Origin of the sequence: Algoriphagus sp. 4150 (genome assembly GCF_031457395.1) — a bacterium.
In the GTDB taxonomy this organism is placed as follows: domain Bacteria; phylum Bacteroidota; class Bacteroidia; order Cytophagales; family Cyclobacteriaceae; genus Algoriphagus.
The window spans coordinates 48,936-70,748 of record NZ_JAVDWS010000019.1 but is presented as its reverse complement, the minus strand read 5'-3'; the positions used below and the strand labels follow the sequence as shown (position 1 = coordinate 70,748).

Below are 21,813 nucleotides of genomic sequence, written 5' to 3'. Positions count from 1 at the left end.
ATTATGAATATATTAGTTTTTGGGATTCCCTTACGGGAGGGAATGGCCGGATCAGTGCGGGTTAGGAATTTACTATACCCTTTGGTGGAAAGTAAATCTGCTTATCTAAGTAATATTTATTTTGCTCTTCAGGCGGATGGGATAGATGATATAGGTAGAACTGATGAGCTAAAGATAGATCTAAATTTAAAGAACCCGTTCTCGGTGATTTCCTATCTTTATAGATCGATTTTATTCATTCGCGGTAGGTTTTCTCCTACCGATAGGAATATTTTTTATTTATATGAAACTCCGGATATTAAGACCATTTTTCCTTTATTGTATGCCAGATTTCTAGGATATAAAATAGTCTTGGATATAGTAGAGGACAATTCCCATGCAGCTAGTTTTGGCGGAGTAATTAATAAATTCAGAATTAAGAGCGGTGCTTATATTTTAAAAAACTTTCAATCGTTGATCGATTTGAATATTGTTATATCATCCCATTTGGAAAGATTGTTATTGTCGTATACCAATAAAGACAAAGTCCTGTTTATACCGGTTACAATGGATATTTCCAAATTCACCAATACGGAATTCACCAAAAAAGAAGTGACAACCTTGTTTTACGGAGGGTCTTTTGGCAAAAAAGACGGTTTGGATCTTTTACTGGAGGCTTTTGAGAAAGTATGTGAAGAGCATGAGACACTTAAGTTGATCCTGACCGGTAAAGGTGAAAATGTCGCTGATTTCAATGAATTTATGTCGTTGGTAAAGGCCTCTAAATTTTCAGACAGGATTGTATACAAAGGCTTCATCCCATCCGGTGAGTATCAGGATTTGTTAAATTCATGTGAAGTGTTTTGTGTAATACGGGATAATTCAGGTGCTGCCAATACAGGATTCCCTTCCAAACTTGCCGAATACCTTGCAACCGGCCGTGCTGTAATTGTCAGTAATGTGGGAGATATTCCGAAATACCTTATAGACAAGCAAAATGCGATTTTAGTACAGCCTGAAAATTTATCTTCTTTGGTATCGGCTATTAAATACTTGATAGCGAATCCGGAGCAAATTGATCGAATTGGTGCTCAGGGTAGATTAGTAGCGATGAATCGCTTTAATAATAAAATCGAAAGTCAGAAATTAGTTGACGTTTTAAATGGAAGTATCTAAAAATACCATGCCCAAAGTTGCCATACTTTTGACCAACTCTCTTCAGACTTCATATGGGGGAATAGGTCCTTTTGTTAAGAATCTTGATGTTCATTTAAACGATCATTATCAATTGCGTTATTTTTCGCTTTCTGAGAAGTTTGAGCATGTGACAATCATTCCCCATCGATTGTTGTACTTAGTTTATCTGTTCTCTAAGTATTTTACATTGAGGAAGTATGAATTTATTATTTCCCATAGCCATGAAGGTTCCTTTGTAGCATCAGTCTTGGGATTGCCTTTTGTACATGTGTTTCACGGGAATGATAATCCGGTTTCTATTTCCAGATTTTGGTACGGAAAATACTTCGCATCACTTTTTGATTATATGTCTAGAACGATTTCCAGAAATAGCCTTATATCCTACACGGTCGGAAATGAAATGGATGGTCGTAAGAAGATACTTAATCCCATCTCTCATGATATTGCTGTCAGGGATGCTTCTTCCAAAAGTGGATTTATTTTCGCAGGTAGATTGGAAAGTGGTAAGCGTATAGGCAGATTAATAGACGCTTATGCTCTTTTGCCATTTGAAACAAGGGAGCTGAATACCTTTAAAATAGCGGGCAGGGGCTCCCAATTTGATTTTTTGAAAAGTAAAATAGCCTCATTAGGGCTGGAGGGACAGGTTCAGTTAATTGGGAATCTTGATAATAAAGCTTTGGTAGAAGAAATCTCCACCAAAAAGATTTTGCTGATGGCTTCCGAATTTGAGGGGTTTCCAATGGCAATTGCTGAAGCGCTGTCAGTTGCCGTTCCCGTAATTTCAACCGGCGTGGGAGATATTCCAAGTTTTGTGGTAAGTGGAGAGAATGGGATTCTGGTAGAGAAGGATTACTTGGATACTGATTATAAGACGGCAATTGAGACTATCCTCTCGGACTATGACCGCTTTTCTCAAAATGCCTATGTATCAGGGAAAGTCTTCGATGCAAAAAAAATCACAGAGGATTTAGTTAAGGATTTGGATAGGATTCGTAACAAAGCCGCTAATTGATATTTTATGAAAAACATATGTATTGATTTGACAAATATTGTTCCCGGAAAAGGTGGTGCGGGCGGAGGAATCGCAACCTATGGAAGAGAACTGATATTGGGCATAGATGAGTTGCTGGGAAATAGTGAGGATTTAAGAAGTGAATACAAGGTCACTGTATTGTTAAATACGGATACCTATAAAAACCTCCCATTGCAGAATCTGAACAGGCATTATTTTGCCGTCAATAATCAGAATTTATTTGCAAGAATGTACTGGCTCCATGTACGATTGCCCCGCTTTCTTAAGCAGCAGAAGATGGATTTATTGCATCGTATATTGAGTGAAATGCCGATCAGAAAAGTTTGCAACTATGCAGTTACTGTTCACGATTTTATGTTTGAATTCTATCTTAGCAGGCCTGAGTATGTTAAATATCTGGGTACAAAAGAGAGATTGAAATTTAGGTTATTAAATGGGCTTTTGTCAAAATCTGTCGAGACCAGTGACCTAGTCATTGCCAATTCCCAATCCACCGGCAATGATGTGAAATCTAGATTTCCTGAGTCACATTCTAAAGTGGAATCGGTTCTTCTGGGTTATTCCCAATCTAGTTTTTCACCCCCAATGAATCAGGAGGGAAAGTCTGATCAGATCATTCGATTTGGAGTGGTAGCAGCTTTTCATCCTCACAAGGGGCATCTCAGCGTTATTAAGCTGGCTGAGAGAATTGTCGCGCTCGGATTTGTAAATAGTTTTCATTTTTATTTCCGGGGAAGTCCTGTCTATCAAGAATATTACGATGAGATCAAAGAAGCAATTTCACAACGAAATTTGACTGATTATTTCACATTTGAATCTTATGATCCTGAGATCACATTAGCCGATATTTATAATAGCTATACGGCTACTGTATTATTGTCTAATTACGAAGGTTTTGGTCTGCCCGTCATTGAGTCTCAGGCATATTCCAGGCCGGTAATATGTTCTAAAATCCCCGTATTTGAAGAGATTTTGGGAGATAGTGCTATTTTTTTAGATAAAGATCCCAGTGACGGGGAGCTTATGGGCTTGATGGCTGATTTGAAAGATGTAGAGTTAATGGAGTCTTTGAAAGAAAAGGGAAGGTTAAATGCTGCTAATTACACATGGAGCAGCACATGTAAGCATACTATGGAGGCATATTCCAAATTGCTTGATTAGTTATTTCCTGGCTTAAGCTATTTATGAATTAGGATTTTGCAAAACCACAATATGATGTCATGTATAAGCAGATATTCGTTGTATGCCATCTTCGGATTTCTACTTTCGATTTCTGAACAGATCCATGCCTCTGATTATTACTTTTCTTCTTCCACAGGTGATGACGTACATTCGTTGGAGCAAGCTCAATCTCCGGCTACTCCTTGGAAAAGTATAGAAAAGTTAAATGATCTGGCTTATTCTCTGAAGCCCGGTGATAGGGTGTTCTTTAAAAAAGGAGACATATTCCACGGGACGATTCGGCCTATTAAAGGTGGAACTGCAGAGAATCCAATTATTTTCGATGCATATGGATCAGGTGAATTGCCTGTCATTACTTCACTGGTGGAGTTAGCCAATGCGGAACATGTTGGTCGTGGGGTATACCAGTATCAAATTTTGGATAGCGAAGTTTCTCAGCTCAAGGTAGTACTGATCGATGATCAGATTAGAGCCATGGGAAGATATCCCAATGCTGAGGATGTCAATGATGGCTATCTTACCATTCGCTCAGTCAATAATGATTTTAGCATAGTTGGAAGCGAACTTCCTTTTAATCCTGCCGGGGGGGAAGTGGTAATCCGCAAAAACAACTGGATTATTGATAGTTATCGTATTAAAGGTGCAAATGCCGGCACTATCGATTTTGCCAACCGGGGTACATCGAGCTATAAGCCGATAAGTGGCTATGGCTATTTTATCCAAAATCATATAGCTGCCCTTGATCAATTCGGAGAATGGGCTTTCTCAGATAAAAACCAGAAACTTACGGTCTATCTGGGGGAGAGAAATCCTTCTGAAGTAAGGGTGGAAGTCGCTACAAGTGATTACTTGGCAGTTGTGGGTTTTTTGGGAAGGAACCTGTCTTTCAAAAATATCCATTTCAGAGGTAGCAATAAGAATCTGATCAATATAGAAAAGTCTTCAACAGTCTCTATAGAAAATTGTCTCTTGGAATTTGCGGGTGAAAATGCTGTTTTCAGCTTTGGCACACCCAATTTAACTTTTAGGAATAATACGATACAGAATGCGCTAAGCAGTTCAATATTTCTTTGGCATAGCACTCCAAGGGCTGTGATTGCGGATAATTTGATTGAAAACACAATGCCCTTTCAGGGAATGGGAAAGAACAGTGACTTAAATGGAATTGGGATTTACATTTCAAGTAATGCCGACAGCTCGTTGATCGAGAAGAACAAGGTGATCAATACCGGTTATAATGGAATTCACTTTGGAGGAAATGGGTCTGTGGTTAAAAATAATCTTGTGAAGGATTATTGTCTTTTCAAGCAGGATGGGGCGGGGATTTACATGAATTCAGATGGAATGACCAGGCAAAACAACAAGGGACGGGTAATCGTTGGCAATGTTGTTTTGGGAGGGTTGGGCGCGAAAGGCGGGACTGATTCTGATGCAGACCTGGCAGAGGGGATTTATTTGGACGATAACACCCGGGGAGTTTTGGTTACACAAAATACAGTAGCCCATGTCAACGGGAAAGGGATCTATCTGCATAATGCAAGTGATATAGAGATCGTAGATAATCTCGTATATGACTGTCAGGTGCAGCTAAAAATTGTCCATGACAGCTTGGGTAAGCCGGTTAGGGGGATTAAAGTCGAGCATAATTTTCTTTCCAGCACCGGAGAAAGGGAGATTATCTATTCTATATCTTCTATTAAAAAGGACATTGACCAAATTGGAGTTAGTTTGAATAATTACTTTTTGGATCCTTACAATGCTGAATTGGTTTTTGAATCCAAGGATCCTGACCGTTCGCATAGTGTACTGAGGAATTTTTCCAATTGGAAAGATGCATTCGGGTATGATGAGTCTTCTACGCTGCTGGATTTCAACCTAAACAGGGTAAGGATAATCAAGGAAGTAGTGTTGAAGGAAAGCAATTTTAGTAGGGATATTAGCTTGGTGACCGGGACGTATAAAGGGGAGTCTAAATGGATTGATTCCGGTTTGGATCGGGGAACCTGGGGTATCTATCCGGATTCTCAGGAGTCGACTCTTTGCTATGTGCCAATTGGCACTATAAGGGAAGGAGATAAAATATTGGTGGATATGGAGGTTAAAAGTGCCCATGATAATCTTGGGGTAGAGCTTTTTCTGGAGAAAACGTTTAACCATAATCAACAGCAGGCAATTTCTTATTTTAGTCCTTCTTCAGGAAGAAAAAGAGTGAGCGTTTTTTTGGATGCACTAGTCAGTGAGGATAGTGAGAGCTTGGTGCTTCGTGTTCCACCTGAAATTGGGTCACTTTTTATTGACAATTTGAAGATTTCGAAGGTAACCGCGAAACAGGAGTCGGATCAGCTTTTCTTTAAGTATAATTACTCTGATAGAGCAGTCTCTTATCCATTAAAAGGATCCTATAAAGATGGGAAGGGACATGTTTATACTGGGACTGTATCCATCGCACCTTACAGATCCTTACTTCTTGTGAAAGAAAAAGAATGAGTGGGCGAGCCTTGAAATTCTTGATAAAATTGGCTGAATTAACATTTTTGCATTCTTGATTGGTTCAAAGAGTACTTTTCAAATCAAATCGAGATGATGTCCGGTAAGTGGATGTTGTATGTTTTTCCCACTTTTTAACTAAAGAAATCTCAAGGATTTTGACAAAAACTCAAAAATGTAACCCTTGGATGGGTATCAGCGTTGATATAGTTTGGAGGATTTACTTGGGGCGATTTTTAGATTTGAGAGACTTCGGAGTTTACGTAATCTTTCCACAAAGTGAGGGCAGCATCTACATGTTGGGTTTTTTTGTGCGCCCGTAAAAGTATAAAGGTTTCATATTTAATTAGATTCTGTTATTAGTATAAGTAAAAATAACATTTTTTTTGTTGGTAATAGTTAGAATTTGTTCCTCTGCAGAGCTGATGTTCTTATCGAAATAGTTGATTCCATGCGATTTTATTTTTTACGTTTATTGAATAAGTAAGCAGTGTCCCGATAATCTGTGGTCAAGATCATACTTCGTACACGAACATCAGATTTGCTTATAAAAGCATTTCAGTGTGGGTTAAGAATTTAAATAGAAAATTTTGGATTTCATGAATTTTTTATCGCCATTACAAAAAAGGATACGCTTGTACTTTTGGATGTATTTTGTTATTTCCATTCCCACGCAATAATAGATTTCTTAACACACAATTAAACTACTTACTGACGAGTAAGAAGATATAAACTATTGACCTAATCATGGCTGATAGGGTTTTTCGGTGGGCAGGTAATTTTCGACAGTTGAAAAATTACCTGTATGTCCTGTCCTGCTTCCGGCAGAAAAGAGATGAGCTAATTACTTTTACTTTAGTTAATACTATTGATTTAATTAAACAATTAAAATCCTTTTCTTCTCTTTGCTATTTACTATCAACTTTACCTCAATAGCTAGAACGAGAAAGTGATTTAACCTGTAAAAAAATGCAACTTTTTTTGATCCGATGATTTATTGCAGATAATGATCAGGGAAATAGCCGGTGACTTACTCTGCCTCAGGCAAGAAAACTGCCAACATAAGGAGCGTAAATCTGAATAAAGCAAAGAGAGTCCTAATGGCAGAGATGATTCCAAAGTCACCAGCCGCTCAAACCAAGAGTTTAATTGTTGTTTTTTTAATTTTTTTTTACGATTTCATAAATTTTATTCATTTTCACCTAGATAAATATTAGTTAATTTTCTTTTTTATCTGATTTACAGTTGATTATATATTAATTTCCTTTGGAAAATTATTTTATGTCATACCTTTTGGGTCACTTATTTTAGTGTTTTAGATTCTTATAACCTATATAATTAGGTATTATGAGGTTTTTCTTTCAAAAATACTCCTCTTTTAATTTTAGTTCTGACGATTATTTGTGAATACTTCTTCAATGATTTATGAAATGCATAATTTATTGTTTAAAATTCTATTTAATTGATGATAAATCAATGTTAAGTTTTTTGTCATTTATTTTTATTGAGTATGGTGATATTGAAGATTCTTTATTTTGATTTTAACGATTGTAGATAGAAGCTAATTTATTGTATTTCATTATTTAAACTAATGAGAAAGGAGGTTTGTTTAAATTTCCTTAGATAGTTCTTGTTTACTTCTTGTGTGTATGTTTTTTTGGAAAAAAGTTATTTCTTTGAATTAACCTAGGAAGATTTCTAAAATCAACTGGCTGGGAAATTGGGAATAGTTCAATAAATCCTCCTTCAATTTTTAACCTATTCATGAAAAAAACCGTACATACCCGGCCTAAGAACAGGCATGATGAAAAGCTAAATCTTTTAAGGAAAAGCGTTTTTATTTTTATGTTCTTAGTTGGGTTTGTTACGTCTTCATGGGCAACTGATTATTATTTTTCCAGTTCTTCAGGGGACGATAGTCGATCAGCTGGACAAGCTCAAAATTCCTCCACACCGTGGCGAAGTATAGATAAGCTTAATTCGATATCGAGCGAACTTAGACCTGGAGATAGAGTGCTTTTTAAAAGTGGGGATACCTTTTATGGGTCCATTCTTGTTAGCCGAGGAGGAAGTTCTGGGAATCCCATCACGTACACATCATATGGTGTGGGAGAAAAGCCTATTATTACCTCCATGGTGCGAGTTTCAAACTGGGTTTCTAGAGGAAATGGAGTATATGAAGCAAGTTTATCAACTATAGATTCATCACCGCTTCATATTTTGTCGCTCAATGGTGATCTTATGGAAGTGGGTAGGTACCCAAATGCGGGATCTGCCAACGATGGGTATTTGACGATTTCCGGTGTCAACAACAATCTAAGTATTCAAGGGGAAAATATGCCCGGTAATTACGTTGGAGGGGAGATTGTGATCAGGAAAAATGATTGGATCATAGACAGACATGAAATTTCTTCTAACTCCGGCAGTACGATAAATTTTTTAACAAACTCTACTACCGGCTATAGCCCGCAGAGAGGGTATGGGTATTTTGTCCAAAATCATATCAATACCCTCGATCAATATGGGGAATGGGCATATTCGAAGAACGATAAAAAGCTGTACGGTTATTTTGGAGGGCAAGATCCCAACGGTCTGGATGTCCAAGTGGCTACTAGAGAACATTTAATTAATGTTAGCAAATACATCCAGAATCTAGCTTTTAGTAACCTGAGCTTAAAGGGAGCCAATGTAAATATTTTGAATGTAGAAAATTCCGGAAATGTCCAGGTGGTTAATTGTCAGTTGATGTTTGCAGGACGCAATGGAATCTATGCGCACACAACTCCTGATATTTTGGTTAGAAACAATGAGATAGATTATTCACTGAGTGGTGGATTGTTTTTTCCTTTTGGAACGGAAAGGTCTGTAATAGAAGATAATACTATCGATCATACCATGCCTTTCCAGGGAATGGCTAGTAGTAGTGATCTTAAAGGGGTTGGGATATACATTTCGTCAGATGCAAATAATTCTAAAGTAACCAGAAATAAAATTTATAATACAGGCTTTAACGGTATACATTTTGGCGGAAATTATACAATTATCAAAAATAATCTCATTGATACCTATTGCCTTCGCAAGCAAGACGGGGCAGGGATATATACTAATTCAGACGGGCTGAAGACTTCGAACAATGTGGGGAGAGAGATTGTTGGCAATATAGTTTTGAGAGGCATAGGGGCTGTAGGAGGATCTCGTGTAAATTATAGGTTAGCGGAAGGCATTTATTTAGATGATAATTCCATGGGGATTAAAGTTTATAATAATACGGTGTATGATGTAAGTGGTAAGGGATTGTATATTCATAACAATAGGGACATAGAGATTTATAATAATGTTTTCTATAAAATACCTGTCCAGTTAAACGTAACTCATGATACCTATGGAGATGCTGTGAGAGGGTTACGTGTCGAAGGAAATCAGTTTTCTAACGTGTTTGACGGTGAAATACCATACGCTGTGGCATCCATACAGAATGATGTCAAGGATATTGGGATTTCAGACAATAATTATTTTTTGGATCCTTTTGGTGTTGAGCTTATGTTCAGAAGCCAAAGTCCAAGTGATGGGCCTTTAGGCACGAGGAGTAATTTGCAAAACTGGACTTCAAAATATGGGTTTGAGCAAAACTCGAAAAAACCTGAATTTAACCATGAAAAGTTTATAGTTAAAAGTTCATCTACTATTAAGGAGAGTGACTTCAGCTCTAATTTAAATATCATTGCAGGAACATATAATGTGACCTCTGAACTTTCGACGGGTATCGATGGTGGAGTATGGAGAATTGATTCCGGACAGTCTACAAACGGGTCTGCGTTTATTCAGATTGGATCTGTTACTGCGGGGGATGAAATTTTGATAGAGTTTGACACTAAAAGTACCTCAATAAATCAGGCCGTTGAACTTCTTCTTGAGAAGACTTTCAACCAAAATCAAGAAGGAAGCATTTATAATTTTGTTACTTCCAATGAGGTGAAGAAAGTTAAGCTCCTTTTGAAGGCACGGGCAAGTGCATCTGGTGAAAGTATTGTATTTAGATTCCCACAAGCTCTTCAGGGTTTGCTTATAGACAATCTTAAGATTTCAAAAGTAGAGACTGAAGCAGTTAGAATTGAGGATTATGTCTTTTTTCAATATAATTACTCAAATAATGCCATTTCCTATCCGCTTTCAGATACTTATAAAAATGGAAAGGGTGAAGTATTTAAAGGATCTGTAAGTATTCCTGCATACGGCTCTGTTTTGTTGGCTAAGACTGAAAAAGAAGAGGAGGAGATTAATCTACCGCCTAGTATTTTAATTTTAGAACCTGTTAATGAGCAGGTATTTTTAGAAGGGGACGAGATATTAATAAAAACTGAAGCCTCAGACCCTGAAGAGAAGCTCTCCAAAGTTGAGTTTTATTATGGAGGGGAACTGATCGGAGAGGTTTCCGTTGCTCCATTTGAGTTGGTTTGGAATAACGCTCCACTTGGCTCACATGAATTGATGGCCAAGGTATTCGATGAAGGAGGGTTGACGGCTGAGTCGTCCACAGTTACAGTGACAGTGGAAGCAGCTCCTGTGGAGAATCAAGCCCCGTCGGTCGCGATAGTTTCTCCGGCCAACAGCCAAAGCTATATAGAAGGCGAGGAAGTGGTGATCAAAGCAGATGCCTCCGATCCTGAAGAAGAGATTTCCAAAGTTGAGTTTTATTATGGAGGGGAACTGATTGGAGAGGTTTCCGCTGCTCCATTTGAGATGGTTTGGAATAATGCTCCACTTGGCACTCATGAATTGATGGCCAAGGTATTCGATGAAGGAGGATTGACTGCCGAGTCGTCCAGAGTTACAGTTATGGTAGAAGCAGCTCCTGTGGAGAACCAAGCTCCTTCGGTTGCGATAGTTTCTCCGGCCAACAACCGAAGCTATACAGAAGGCGAGGAAGTGGTGATCAAAGTCGATGCTTCTGATCCTGAAGAGAAGCTCTCCAAAGTTGAGTTTTATTATGGAGGGGAACTGATCGGAGAGGTTTCCGCTGCTCCATTTGAGATGGTTTGGAATAATGCCCCACTTGGTTCACATGAATTGATGGCCAAGGTATTCGATGAGGGAGGCTTGACGGCTGAGTCGTCCAAGATTACAGTTACAGTGGAAGCTGCACCTATTGAGAACCAAGCTCCTTCGGTTGTGATAGTTTCTCCTACCGACAACCAAAGCTATATAGAAGGTGAGGAAGTGGTGATCAAAGCCGATGCTTCTGATCCTGAAGACGAAATTTCCAAAGTTGAGTTTTATTATGGAGAAGAGCTGATCGGAGAGGTTTCCGCTGTTCCGTATGAGCTGGTGTGGAATAATGCTCCACTTGGTTCGCATAAATTGATGGCCAAGGTATTCGATGAAGGAGGATTGGCCGCTGAGTCGTCCAAGGTTACAGTGACAGTAGAAGCTGCACCTATTGAGAACCAAGCTCCTTCGGTTACGATAGTTTCTCCGGCCAACAACCAAAGCTATATAGAAGGCGAGGAAGTGGTAATCAAAGCCGATGCTTTTGATCCTGAAGATGAAATTTCCAAAGTTGAGTTTTACTATGGCGGGGAACTGATCGGAGAGGTTTCCGCTGCTCCATTTGAGCTGGTTTGGAATAATGCCCCGCTTGGTTCACATGAATTGATGGCCAAGGTATTCGATGAAGGAGGGTTGACGGCTGAGTCGTCCACAGTTACAGTGACAGTGGAAGCAGCTCCTGTGGAAAACCAAGCTCCTTCGGTTGCGCTAGTTTCTCCTACCAACAACCAAAGCTATATAGAAGGCGAGGAAGTGGTAATCAAAGCCGATGCTTTTGATCCTGAAGATGAAATTTCCAAAGTTGAGTTTTACTATGGCGGGGAACTGATCGGAGAGGTTTCCGCTGCTCCATTTGAGCTGGTTTGGAATAATGCCCCGCTTGGTTCACATGAATTGATGGCCAAGGTATTCGATGAGGGAGGCTTGACGGCTGAGTCGTCCAGGGTTACAGTTCTGGTAGAAGCAGTTCCTGTTGAGAATCAAGCCCCATCTGTTTCGATAATTGCCCCAAGTGATAATCATATTTTTATTCAGGGATACGATGTTGTGATCAAAGCAGATGCTTCAGACCCTGACGGAGAGATCTCCAAAGTTGAGTTTTATTATGGAGAAGAGCTGATCGGAGAGGTTTCCGCTGCTCCGTATGAGCTGGTGTGGAATAATGCTCCACTTGGTTCACATGAATTGATGGCCAAGGCATTCGATGAAGGAGGATTGACTGCCGAGTCGTCAAGAGTTACAGTTCTGGTAGAAGCAGCTCCTGTGGAGAACCAAGCTCCTTCGGTTGCGCTAGTTTCTCCGGCCAACAACCAAAGCTATATAGAAGGCGAGGAAGTGGTGATCAAAGCCGATGCTTCTGATCCTAAAGATGAAATTTCCAAAGTTGAGTTTTATTATGGCGAAGAGCTGATCGGAGAGGTTTCTGCCGCTCCATATGAACTGGTATGGAATAATGCCCCGGTTGGTTCACATGAATTGATGGCCAAGGTATTCGATGAGGGAGGCTTGACGGCTGAGTCGTCCAGGGTTACAGTTCTGGTAGAAGCAGTTCCTGTAGAGAACCAAGCTCCTTCGGTTGCGATAGTTTCTCCTACCGACAACCAAAGCTATACAGAAGGCGAGGAAGTGGTGATCAAAGCAGATGCTTCTGATCCTGACGGAGAGATCTCCAAAGTTGAGTTTTATTATGGAGGGGAACTGATCGGAGAGGTCTCCTCAGCTCCATATGAGCTGATTTGGAATAATGCCCCGGTTGGTTCACATGAATTGATGGCCAAGGTATTCGATGAGGGAGGCTTGACTGCTGAATCAGAAGAGGTTTCAATCCTGGTTATAGAAAGCTTCTCGGAGGAACCTGGAGAAGGAAACCAAGCTCCTTCGGTTGTGATAGTTTCTCCTACCGACAACCAAAGCTATATAGAAGGCGAGGAAGTGGTGATCAAAGCAGAAGCTTCCGATCCTGACGGAGAGATCTCCAAAGTTGAGTTTTATTATGGAGGGGAACTGATTGGAGAGGTTTCCGCTGCTCCATACGAACTGGTGTGGAATAATGCTCCACTTGGGTCTCATGAATTGATGGCCAAGGTATTCGATGAGGGAGGCTTGACGGCTGAGTCGTCCAGAGTTACAGTTCTGGTAGAAGCAGTTCCTGTAGAGAACCAAGCTCCTTCGGTTGCGATAGTTTCTCCTACCGACAACCAAAGCTATATAGAAGGTGAGGAAGTGGTGATCAAAGCCGATGCTTCCGATCCTGACGGAGAGATCTCCAAAGTTGAGTTTTATTATGGAGGGGAACTGATTGGAGAGGTTTCCGCTGCTCCATACGAACTGGTGTGGAATAATGCTCCACTTGGTTCACATGAATTGATGGCCAAGGTGTTCGATGAAGGAGGATTGACTGCCGAGTCGTCCAGAGTTACAGTTATGGTAGAAGCAGCTCCTGTTGAGAACCAAGCTCCTTCGGTTGCGCTAGTTTCTCCGGCCAACAACCAAAGCTATATAGAAGGCGAGGAAGTGGTGATCAAAGCAGAAGCTTCCGATCCTGACGGAGAGATCTCCAAAGTTGAGTTTTATTATGGAGGGGAACTGATTGGAGAGGTTTCCGCTGCTCCATACGAACTGGTATGGAATAATGCTCCACTTGGTTCTCATAAATTGATGGCCAAGGCATTCGATGAAGGAGGCTTGACTGCTGAATCAGAAGAGGTTTCAATCCTGGTTATAGAAAGCTTCTCGGAGGAACCTGGAGAAGGAAACCAAGCTCCTTCGGTTCTGATAGTTTCTCCAGCCAACAACCAAAGCTATACAGAAGGCGAGGAAATGGTGATCAAAGCCGATGCTTCTGATCCTGAAGATGAAATTTCCAAAGTTGAGTTTTATTATGGAGATGAGTTAATCGGAGAAGTTTCCGCTGCTCCATATGAATTGGTTTGGAATAATGCTCCACTTGGTTCTCATAAATTGATGGCCAAGGTATACGATGATGGAGGATTAACGGCTGAATCCGAAGAGGTTTTAATACAGGTTATAGAACTTTTGGATAGACCTGGGGCAGGAAACCAAGCTCCATCTGTTTCGATAATTGCTCCAAGTGATAATCATATTTTTATTCAGGGATATGATGTTGCGATCAAAGCAGATGCTTCAGACCCTGACGGTGAGATTTCAAAAGTCGAGTTTTATTATGGAGAAGAGCTGATCGGAGAGGTTTCCGCTGCTCCATATGAATTGGTTTGGAATAATGCTCCACTTGGTTCTCATAAATTGATGGCCAAGGTATACGATGATGGAGGATTAACGGCTGAATCCGAAGAGGTTTTAATACAGGTTATAGAACTTTTGGATAGACCTGGGGCAGGAAACCAAGCTCCATCTGTTTCGATAATTGCTCCAAGTGATAATCATATTTTTATTCAGGGATATGATGTTGCGATCAAAGCCGATGCTTCCGATCCTGACGGTGAGATTTCAAAAGTTGAATTTTATTATGGAGAAGAGTTGATTGGTGAAGTTTCTGCCGCTCCATATGAACTGGTATGGAATAATGCCCCGGTTGGTTCACATGAATTGATGGCCAAGGTATTCGATGAGGGAGGCTTGACAGCCGAGTCGTCCAGAGTTACAGTGACTGTGGAAGCAGCTCCTGTTGAGAACCAAGCCCCATCTGTTTCGATAACAGCTCCATCTGATAATCATATCTTTATTGAGGGAAATGAGATTAGGATAAAAACAGAAGCCTCTGACCCTGATGGTGAGATCACCAAAGTTGAGTTTTATTATGGAGATGAGTTAATCGGAGAAGTTTCTGCCGCTCCATATGAGTTGGTTTGGAATAATGCTCCACTTGGTTCTCATAAATTGATGGCCAAGGCATTCGATGATGAAGGATTGACGGCTGAATCGGAAGAGATTTTAATACAGGTTATAGAACTTTTAACGGATGAACCTGGGCAAGAGAACCAAGCCCCTTCTATTTCGATCACGGCTCCGACCAACAGAGAGACCTTTATCGAGGGTCAGGATATTGTATTCTCTGCCAATGCCTCGGATCCTGAGGGTGAAATCGCTTGGGTAGAATTCTATTATGGAGCGAAGATGATCGGCTTGGTAACTGAGGCTCCTTATCAGGTCATTTGGAAAGATGCTCCTGTCGGCACTCATGAACTGAAAACCAAAGTATTCGATAAAGGAGGATTGACCGCTGAGTCTACAAGAATTACGGTTACGGTAACCCCTTCTTCTGTGGAGAACCAAGCTCCTTCGATTTCGATCACAGCTCCGACCAACAAACAGAGCTTTGTCGAGGGTCAGGATATTGTATTCTCTGCCAATGCTTCAGATCCTGAAGGTGAAATTGCTTGGGTGGAATTCTATTACGGAGAGCAGATGATCGGTTTGGTAAGCAATGCTCCTTATCAGGTCATCTGGAAAGACGCCCCGCTTGGATCACATGAACTGAAGACCAAAGTATTCGATAAAGAAGGATTGACTGCTGAGTCTACAAGAATTACGGTTACAGTAATCCCTGCTTCTGTGGAGAACCAAGCCCCTTCGATTTCGATCACGGCTCCGACCAACAAACAGAGCTTTATCGAGGGTCAGGATATTGTATTCTCTGCCAATGCCTCGGACCCTGAGGGAGAAATTGCTTGGGTAGAATTCTATTACGGAGAGCAGATGATCGGTTTGGTAAGCAAGGCCCCTTATCAGGTCATCTGGAAAGACGCTCCTGGTGGCACTCATGAACTAAAAACCAAAGTATTCGATAAAGGAGGATTGACTGCTGAGTCTAGAAGAATTACGGTTACGGTAACCCCTTCTTCCGTGAAGAACCAAGCCCCTTCGATTTCGATCACGGCTCCGGGCAACAAACAGAGCTTTATCGAGGGTCAGGATATTGTATTCTCAGCCAATGCCTCGGACCCTGAGGGAGAAATTGCTTGGGTGGAATTCTATTACGGAGAGCAGATGATCGGTTTGGTAAGCAAGGCTCCTTACCAAATCATTTGGAAAGACGCTCCTGTTGGCACTCATGAACTGAAAACCAAAGTATTCGATAAAGGAGGATTGACTGCTGAGTCTAGAAGAATTACGGTTACGGTAACCCCTTCTTCCGTGGAGAACCAAGCCCCTTCGATTTCAATCACGGCTCCGGGCAACAAACAGAGCTTTATCGAGGGTCAGGATATTGTATTTTCTGCCAATGCCTCGGACCCTGAGGGAGAAATTGCTTGGGTAGAATTCTACTACGGAGAGCAGATGATCGGTTTGGTAAGCAAGGCTCCTTATCAGGTCATCTGGAAAGACGCTCCTGTTGGCACTCATGAACTGAAAACCAAAGTATTTGATAAAGGAGGATTGACTGCTGAGTCCACACGGATTACAGTGACCGTCAAAGCTGCTTCCGTGGAGAACAAAGCCCCTTCGATTTCGATCACTGCTCCCACCAACAAACAGACCTTTATTAAGGGTCAGGATATTGTATTCTCTGCCAATGCAACAGATCCTGAGGGAGAAATTGCTTGGGTAGAATTCTACTACGGGGATGAAATGATAGCTTTAATCACTCAGAAACCCTTTGAAGTAGTTTGGAAGAACGCTCCTATCGGGAACCATATTCTAAAAACCAAGGTGTTTGATCTCAGTGGCAAATCTGCTGAATCCAAAAGAGTTAATATTGAGGTAAAGGAGGCTAGTGCATCTATAGAAAGCAAGATAAAACTGGTTAGTCCAAGGATGCATCACCAATTCATCTCTTCTGAGATTATTGAAATAGAAGTTGAAGCAAAAGATTTGGTTTATGACAGTATTCAAGTTTTAGTTAATGGGGTGAGGATTGCTAGCTCCGACAAGCTGATTTTTGAGTTGCCGGCAAACGTCATGTCTCCGGGAGATAATATAATTACAGTCACTGCTTGGCTAGATGGGGTTGCCCAATCGTCTGATTGGGTTTCTGTGAGAATCTTGGCTACTAATTCCAACCCACAAAAAAATCCCGTAATTACGCCCGGAGAGGCAGCATATACTTATGAAATAGGACCTGTACCTACATCGGATTTGTTAAATATCTATTTTGAGAATATGTACCAAAATGAAGATATTGAAATCACGATTTACGATATGAACGGCGCTATACAAAAGGTAATTGAAACAAACACATCGATGGAATCAATTGCCTTGGATGTAAAAAATTATAGTGCAGGAGCTTATTTGATCAGGATTGTAGGGAAAGTCTATGTGTACGAATTAAAACGGTTTGTTAAATATTAGGGTAGATAATCAATCATGCCCACAATGAATAATGTAGGTGGATTTTTGCGCTAATTAAAAGGGACTCTTCTTTTGGGGAGTCCTTTTATTACGTCTGATAGTAAGTTGACATGGAAGTATTGGATCCTTTCTTAGTCATGAATTCGCAAAGCAAATAGCCAGAATTCCCGCAAAGGGAAACAGGATCCCCTTATTCTTATACGTCTACTCGAAAACCATTAGGAAGAAAACTGCTGAGATATCTTTTTAAAACATGCAAATAGATATAAGCAGTATCAAAAAGATGCTTGTAAAAAAATCATTTAGAAAAACGATGGACTTTCAATCTACTATAGATTTCATTTTCAGCATGCCCTACTTAAACCTATTTATAGAAAGCAGCTGTTAATTCTTGGTACCTGTCCATTCACCGCTTAAGTTGTACAAAGAAAAAGTCCATTCCCCATTCGCAACGTTTTCAGACATGTTTCCCGTAAAAACAGCCCCGCTTGATACAGATCCCGAAGCAACATTTACGCTCCCGTTTTTTTTCACTTCTCCGGTAACCTCAAATTCGGAGTTAAGAAGCTGTGAAGATATGATACCACTAATTTTCCCGCTGGGATGAACTTGCAGGACCCAAGTCCCATTGTCGTCGATTCCGGTATATTCTCCTGTCCAGGTTCCTTGAAATTCAGATATATAATGTTCGTCCTTTTCTTTTTCAGAACAGGAGAAAATTGTTGTTGCAGTTAGTATCAGTAGCAATTTTGCAATAAATTTCATAAGAGTCCGGAGATAGTAGATGGGTATTTAGCCAACGCTAAAAGCGTGTTGAGCCTTTAATCAAAAATCAAATATGTTACATTTACATGTTAATTGAAAGAAGTTATTTGATTTTGGCTAAAATTTAAATCCCCGAACGACACTTTTTATAGCGTATTTCTTTTTCTTTAGAATGTTATGGTTTGATATTTTATTGTGCTGAGATGTTTCTGGATCTAAAATTAGTGTCTATGTTCATTGTTGAGCACTTTGTGCGATCATTGCTTAAGTTATAGTAATTGCTCACTTAATTTGCTTTAGGTGAAGTGATTTCAGAAGAGTTTTTATTGTCGCATGTTATTATGTGACAATTGTTCTTTATGTCTTATTCTGATTCATAGTAATTCTGATTTATTAAATAGAAGGGTTCTGAATGGTTTCCACAGATTCGAAAAGGAAAGTTTTTTCTACCGGATAAAGTGGAGAAAGGAACAAAGGATTTGGTAAACTTTATCATTTAGGTCGCTTCGTCCTGCCCTGATCGGGCAGGCAACGAAGGACGGCCTGCCCGATCAGAAGGGGTCTCTTTACCTGATAAGTACGCGAAAATTCTTTCAGCTCTATAGAGTTGAAAGATAGGTATCGGAGGTTTCGGCTGTTTTGTGCTTTTCCGGGTTCTCCAGAAATGTCATATAATCTGTTACATATTCTTCGACATAGGCCAAAGTGGTATCATCTACAGTTCTTTCCAATGCAAAAGTCCCGTCTGTGCTTGCTATAGCATTGGAGGCTACTCCATAGATGGGATAATGCCCTTGGTAAACAATACGTAAATAATCAAATGTTAGGAAAAGCGGATGAATGATCTTTTCCAGTGCGTAATCTCCGGTAGCACTCTCTTGGTCAATTCCCGCAGAAACTGCAAGAGCTACTTTTTTTCCACCCAATTTATATCCGCTTGATCTTCCATATGCCCAATTGTAGGTCAGTACTTCGTCCATCCATTTTTTTAAGAAAGAGGGGACATTAAACCAATAAATCGGAAATTGAAATACTACCCGGTCAAACGATTCGATAAGTTCTTGTTCCCTCTTTACATCAATTTTTTCATCGGGATAGCTAGCGTACAAATCGTGTATTTTAAACTTATCAGGCCTCTTGTTTAATTCCTGAATCAGGCGCTTGTGGACGACAGACTGTTTTAAATTGGGGTGAACCACAATTACAAGTATTTGCATCTTTTAAGCGAGTTTATAATGAAGTTGCACAATGCCCGATTTTTCAATTTCCTTAAATCCAAGGAGCTGTAAATTTTGAAATTTGCCCTCACTGGATTTTAGTTTGAGTCCTTCTTCTAGGTAAGGTTCAATATTAATCACCATCTCGTCAATGAGATTTTGGGCAAGAAATGCATTGGCCAAAGTTACTCCTCCGATTATAAAAGCGCTGCTATAACCTTTGAGATTTAAATAGTCCAACGCCTCCCTAGGGGATCTTGCTGTCTGCACCTCTGCCAATATGCTTTCGGTAGACACGACCACGACATCAAGTCCATCAAAGACCTTTCCGTCGTTGAAAATCTCGTAGGTTTTACGTCCCATTACAATGTTTCCTGCTTCTAGTGCCTGTTTATTTAGATCGTCAAGTTCTTCTTGTATGGGCAATTGTCCGGTTTCACTGCTTCCATAATTGCCATTTGCGGTGAGTCCAGAATAGAGGATTGCTTTCATGATGATAATTAGTTGAATATGAATTAGTAAAGTAAAAGTAATATATTCACCTCATAATCTGTATATTTACTACCAATTGTAAGGTACTAACAAAAATGTAAGTAATGACCAAAATAAAAGAAACGTCCGCCCACTTTGAAAATAAGCAATGTTTAACTGATTGTTGTTCGACTATTTATGCCACCGATCTTCTAAGCGGTCAATGGGTATTGGCTATATGCTGTGTATTGGAAAATGGCAAAATGAGATTCGGTGAATTAAAAAAGAGCGTTCCAGGTATCACCGAGAGAATGCTTACGCTTCAATTGAGAAAAATGGAAGCCAATAAACTTGTAAAGCGTACGGTGTATGCAGAAGTGCCTCCTCGGGTAGAATATGAAATGACTTCTATCACCCGTGAATTGGATCCCGTAATCAAGCAATTACAGGCTTGGGGTGAGAAACACAAAAAAATGATGGGGAAGTAAAGAAAGCTCTATAAATATGTTTGTATTCGCTTTTCTGCCAGCGTTTACGGGAGAGAGAAACGGATATTCGCCGATAAAAAGGAATAGTAGAGACTTGCAAAACCGCCGGGATTGATTGGTGAACCCTATAAGCAGAAAGAAATTAATGTAGCAAGTTTCGGGTTTTCAGTCTTTGAGCACTTCCCAATCTTTGTATCAGGATTAAAACACAATTCAATGCAAAGATTCAACGACAAATTCGCTCTTATCACAGGCGGAACAAACGGGATGGGGTATGCTACTGCCCGGCAATTCATCTCCGAAGGCGGTACCGCAATCATTACCGGCCGAAGTGAAAAAACAGTAAACCAAGCTTTGGAAAGCTTAGGAGACAGGGCTTTGGGAATAGTCTCCAATGCGGGAAATATACAGGATATCTTCCTGCTACAGGAGCAGGTGAAAAAATATACGGCAAATCTGGATTTACTGTTTGTGAATGCTGGGTATGGCAAGTTTGCCTCCATTAAGGATGTGGACGAAGGCCATTTTGACGAACTTTTCAATTTGTTGGTTAAGGGCACTTTTTTTACAGTTCAGCAAATTTTACCGCTTATGCGGGAAGGCAGTGTCCTAATTCTCAATACTTCTGTAGTTACCGAAATGGCTGTTGAAAATTTCTCCATTTATACAGCTGCTAAATCAGCAGTGCAGTCATTTATCAAAACATTTGCTGCTGAATGTTCTGTCAAAGGAATTCGGGTGAATGGAATCAGCCCAGGTTATATCAAAACCAATAGCTTTAACAATACAGGCTTAAGTCCTGACCAAATTGAAGGAGCTATTCAAAGCATAATTCCTACAATACCTTTCAAGCGCTTTGGTGAACCAGCAGAAATAGCCCATGCGGTACTTTTTCTCGCATCCTCCGAGGCCTCTTACATTCACGGAACGGAATTAACAGTAGATGCAGGGTTTTCAACTACCAGATAATGGAAAATCAGTTAAAAGACACAGATTGGAATTTGATCAAAGGCGAAATGAATGAAAAAGGATTTTCGATCATTCCAAAGTTCATCACGGAACAAGATTGCGAGGATTTAAAAGCAAATTATGACAACCCAACTGCATACAGAAAAAGGGTGGTGATGGAACGGCATCGCTTTGGTCTGGGGGAGTACAAATATTTCAACTATCCGCTGCCTGATATTATCCGCCAAATCAGAACAGAATTATATTCACAGCTTGCTCCCATTGCCAATGCATGGTTTAAGGTCTTGAATATGGATCGAAAATTCCCTCAACACCATGCCGAACTATTGCAGCAGTGCAGGGAAAATGATCAGCAAAAAGCCACTGCCTTGATTTTGAAATATGGCAAAGGAGGCTTCAATACTCTTCATCAGGATTTATATGGTGATATTTATTTTCCGATTCAAGTGGTGTTATTTCTGAACGAACCTGAAAAAGATTATTCAGGCGGAGAATTCGTGTTGACGGAGCAGGTCCCAAGGGCCCAATCCAAAGCTATCGTACTGAAGCCCGGAAAAGGAGACATGCTTATTTTTACGACCAACTTTAGGCCTGTAAAAGGAACACGGGGATATTATCGGGTCAATATGAAACATGGCGTGAGTGAAGTCCACAGTGGAGAGCGTCATACATTGGGGATTATTTTTCATGACGCGAAGACCTAGGA

The 21,813-nt window shown here is 40.3% G+C and carries 11 protein-coding genes; 8 read left to right on the top strand and 3 right to left on the bottom strand.

Going from position 1 to position 21,813, the window contains the following annotated elements:
• Window positions 1-3: 3 nt before the first annotated feature.
• From J2X69_RS19740 to J2X69_RS19720, 5 genes are all read left to right on the top strand, one after another.
• Window positions 4-1,155 (top strand): glycosyltransferase, encoded by a 1,152-nt coding sequence (locus J2X69_RS19740; protein ID WP_310107231.1) that lies wholly within the window; start codon window positions 4-6, stop codon window positions 1,153-1,155.
• Entirely contained in the window at window positions 1,142-2,191 is a 1,050-nt protein-coding gene (locus tag J2X69_RS19735) for a glycosyltransferase (protein ID WP_310107229.1), read from the top strand. The genes J2X69_RS19740 and J2X69_RS19735 overlap by 14 nt, the downstream gene beginning before the upstream one ends.
• Window positions 2,192-2,197: 6 nt before the next feature.
• The gene (locus tag J2X69_RS19730; protein WP_310107227.1) at window positions 2,198-3,373 is read left to right on the top strand and encodes a glycosyltransferase family 1 protein; all 1,176 of its coding nucleotides are present in this window, start codon (window positions 2,198-2,200) and stop codon (window positions 3,371-3,373) included.
• Between the two features lie 51 nt (window positions 3,374-3,424).
• The gene (locus J2X69_RS19725; protein ID WP_310107225.1) at window positions 3,425-5,881 is read left to right on the top strand and encodes a right-handed parallel beta-helix repeat-containing protein; all 2,457 of its coding nucleotides are present in this window, start codon (window positions 3,425-3,427) and stop codon (window positions 5,879-5,881) included.
• Between the two features lie 1,764 nt (window positions 5,882-7,645).
• Window positions 7,646-17,197 (top strand): Ig-like domain-containing protein, encoded by a 9,552-nt coding sequence (locus tag J2X69_RS19720; protein WP_310107222.1) that lies wholly within the window; start codon window positions 7,646-7,648, stop codon window positions 17,195-17,197.
• Between the two features lie 384 nt (window positions 17,198-17,581).
• Here J2X69_RS19720 and J2X69_RS19715 read toward each other — a convergent pair whose 3' ends face one another.
• The 3 genes from J2X69_RS19715 to J2X69_RS19705 form a co-directional block, all read right to left on the bottom strand.
• Complete coding sequence (locus J2X69_RS19715; RefSeq protein WP_310107220.1) at window positions 17,582-17,962, bottom strand: hypothetical protein; 381 nt, start codon at window positions 17,960-17,962, stop codon at window positions 17,582-17,584.
• Window positions 17,963-18,561: 599 nt separating this feature from the next.
• On the bottom strand, window positions 18,562-19,179 hold the full coding sequence (locus J2X69_RS19710) for an NAD(P)H-dependent oxidoreductase (protein WP_310107217.1): 618 nt from the start codon (window positions 19,177-19,179) through the stop codon (window positions 18,562-18,564).
• A gap of 3 nt (window positions 19,180-19,182) precedes the next feature.
• The gene (locus tag J2X69_RS19705; protein WP_310107216.1) at window positions 19,183-19,671 is read right to left on the bottom strand and encodes a dihydrofolate reductase; all 489 of its coding nucleotides are present in this window, start codon (window positions 19,669-19,671) and stop codon (window positions 19,183-19,185) included.
• A 104-nt stretch (window positions 19,672-19,775) separates the two neighbouring features.
• On the opposite strand from J2X69_RS19705, the gene J2X69_RS19700 reads away from it, so the two are divergent.
• From J2X69_RS19700 to J2X69_RS19690, 3 genes are all read left to right on the top strand, one after another.
• A complete protein-coding gene (locus tag J2X69_RS19700; RefSeq protein ID WP_310107214.1) occupies window positions 19,776-20,138 on the top strand; it encodes a helix-turn-helix domain-containing protein in 363 nt (120 codons plus the stop codon).
• Between the two features lie 216 nt (window positions 20,139-20,354).
• A complete protein-coding gene (locus tag J2X69_RS19695) occupies window positions 20,355-21,107 on the top strand; it encodes an SDR family oxidoreductase (RefSeq protein WP_310107212.1) in 753 nt (250 codons plus the stop codon).
• The gene (locus J2X69_RS19690; protein ID WP_310107211.1) at window positions 21,107-21,811 is read left to right on the top strand and encodes a 2OG-Fe(II) oxygenase; all 705 of its coding nucleotides are present in this window, start codon (window positions 21,107-21,109) and stop codon (window positions 21,809-21,811) included. The genes J2X69_RS19695 and J2X69_RS19690 overlap by 1 nt, the downstream gene beginning before the upstream one ends.
• Window positions 21,812-21,813: the final 2 nt, after the last annotated feature.

Excerpts from the sequence above, each read along its gene's own strand:
- J2X69_RS19740 (WP_310107231.1), top strand. The coding sequence starts at position 4 with ATGAATATATTAGTTTTTGGGATTCCCTTACGGGAGGGAATGGCCGGA.
- J2X69_RS19715 (WP_310107220.1), bottom strand. The coding sequence starts at position 17,962 with ATGAAATTTATTGCAAAATTGCTACTGATACTAACTGCAACAACAATT.
- J2X69_RS19730 (WP_310107227.1), top strand. The coding sequence starts at position 2,198 with ATGAAAAACATATGTATTGATTTGACAAATATTGTTCCCGGAAAAGGT.
- J2X69_RS19720 (WP_310107222.1), top strand. The coding sequence starts at position 7,646 with ATGAAAAAAACCGTACATACCCGGCCTAAGAACAGGCATGATGAAAAG.
- J2X69_RS19690 (WP_310107211.1), top strand. The coding sequence starts at position 21,107 with ATGGAAAATCAGTTAAAAGACACAGATTGGAATTTGATCAAAGGCGAA.
- J2X69_RS19735 (WP_310107229.1), top strand. The coding sequence starts at position 1,142 with ATGGAAGTATCTAAAAATACCATGCCCAAAGTTGCCATACTTTTGACC.
- J2X69_RS19705 (WP_310107216.1), bottom strand. The coding sequence starts at position 19,671 with ATGAAAGCAATCCTCTATTCTGGACTCACCGCAAATGGCAATTATGGA.
- J2X69_RS19695 (WP_310107212.1), top strand. The coding sequence starts at position 20,355 with ATGCAAAGATTCAACGACAAATTCGCTCTTATCACAGGCGGAACAAAC.
- J2X69_RS19710 (WP_310107217.1), bottom strand. The coding sequence starts at position 19,179 with ATGCAAATACTTGTAATTGTGGTTCACCCCAATTTAAAACAGTCTGTC.
- J2X69_RS19725 (WP_310107225.1), top strand. The coding sequence starts at position 3,425 with ATGATGTCATGTATAAGCAGATATTCGTTGTATGCCATCTTCGGATTT.
- J2X69_RS19700 (WP_310107214.1), top strand. The coding sequence starts at position 19,776 with ATGACCAAAATAAAAGAAACGTCCGCCCACTTTGAAAATAAGCAATGT.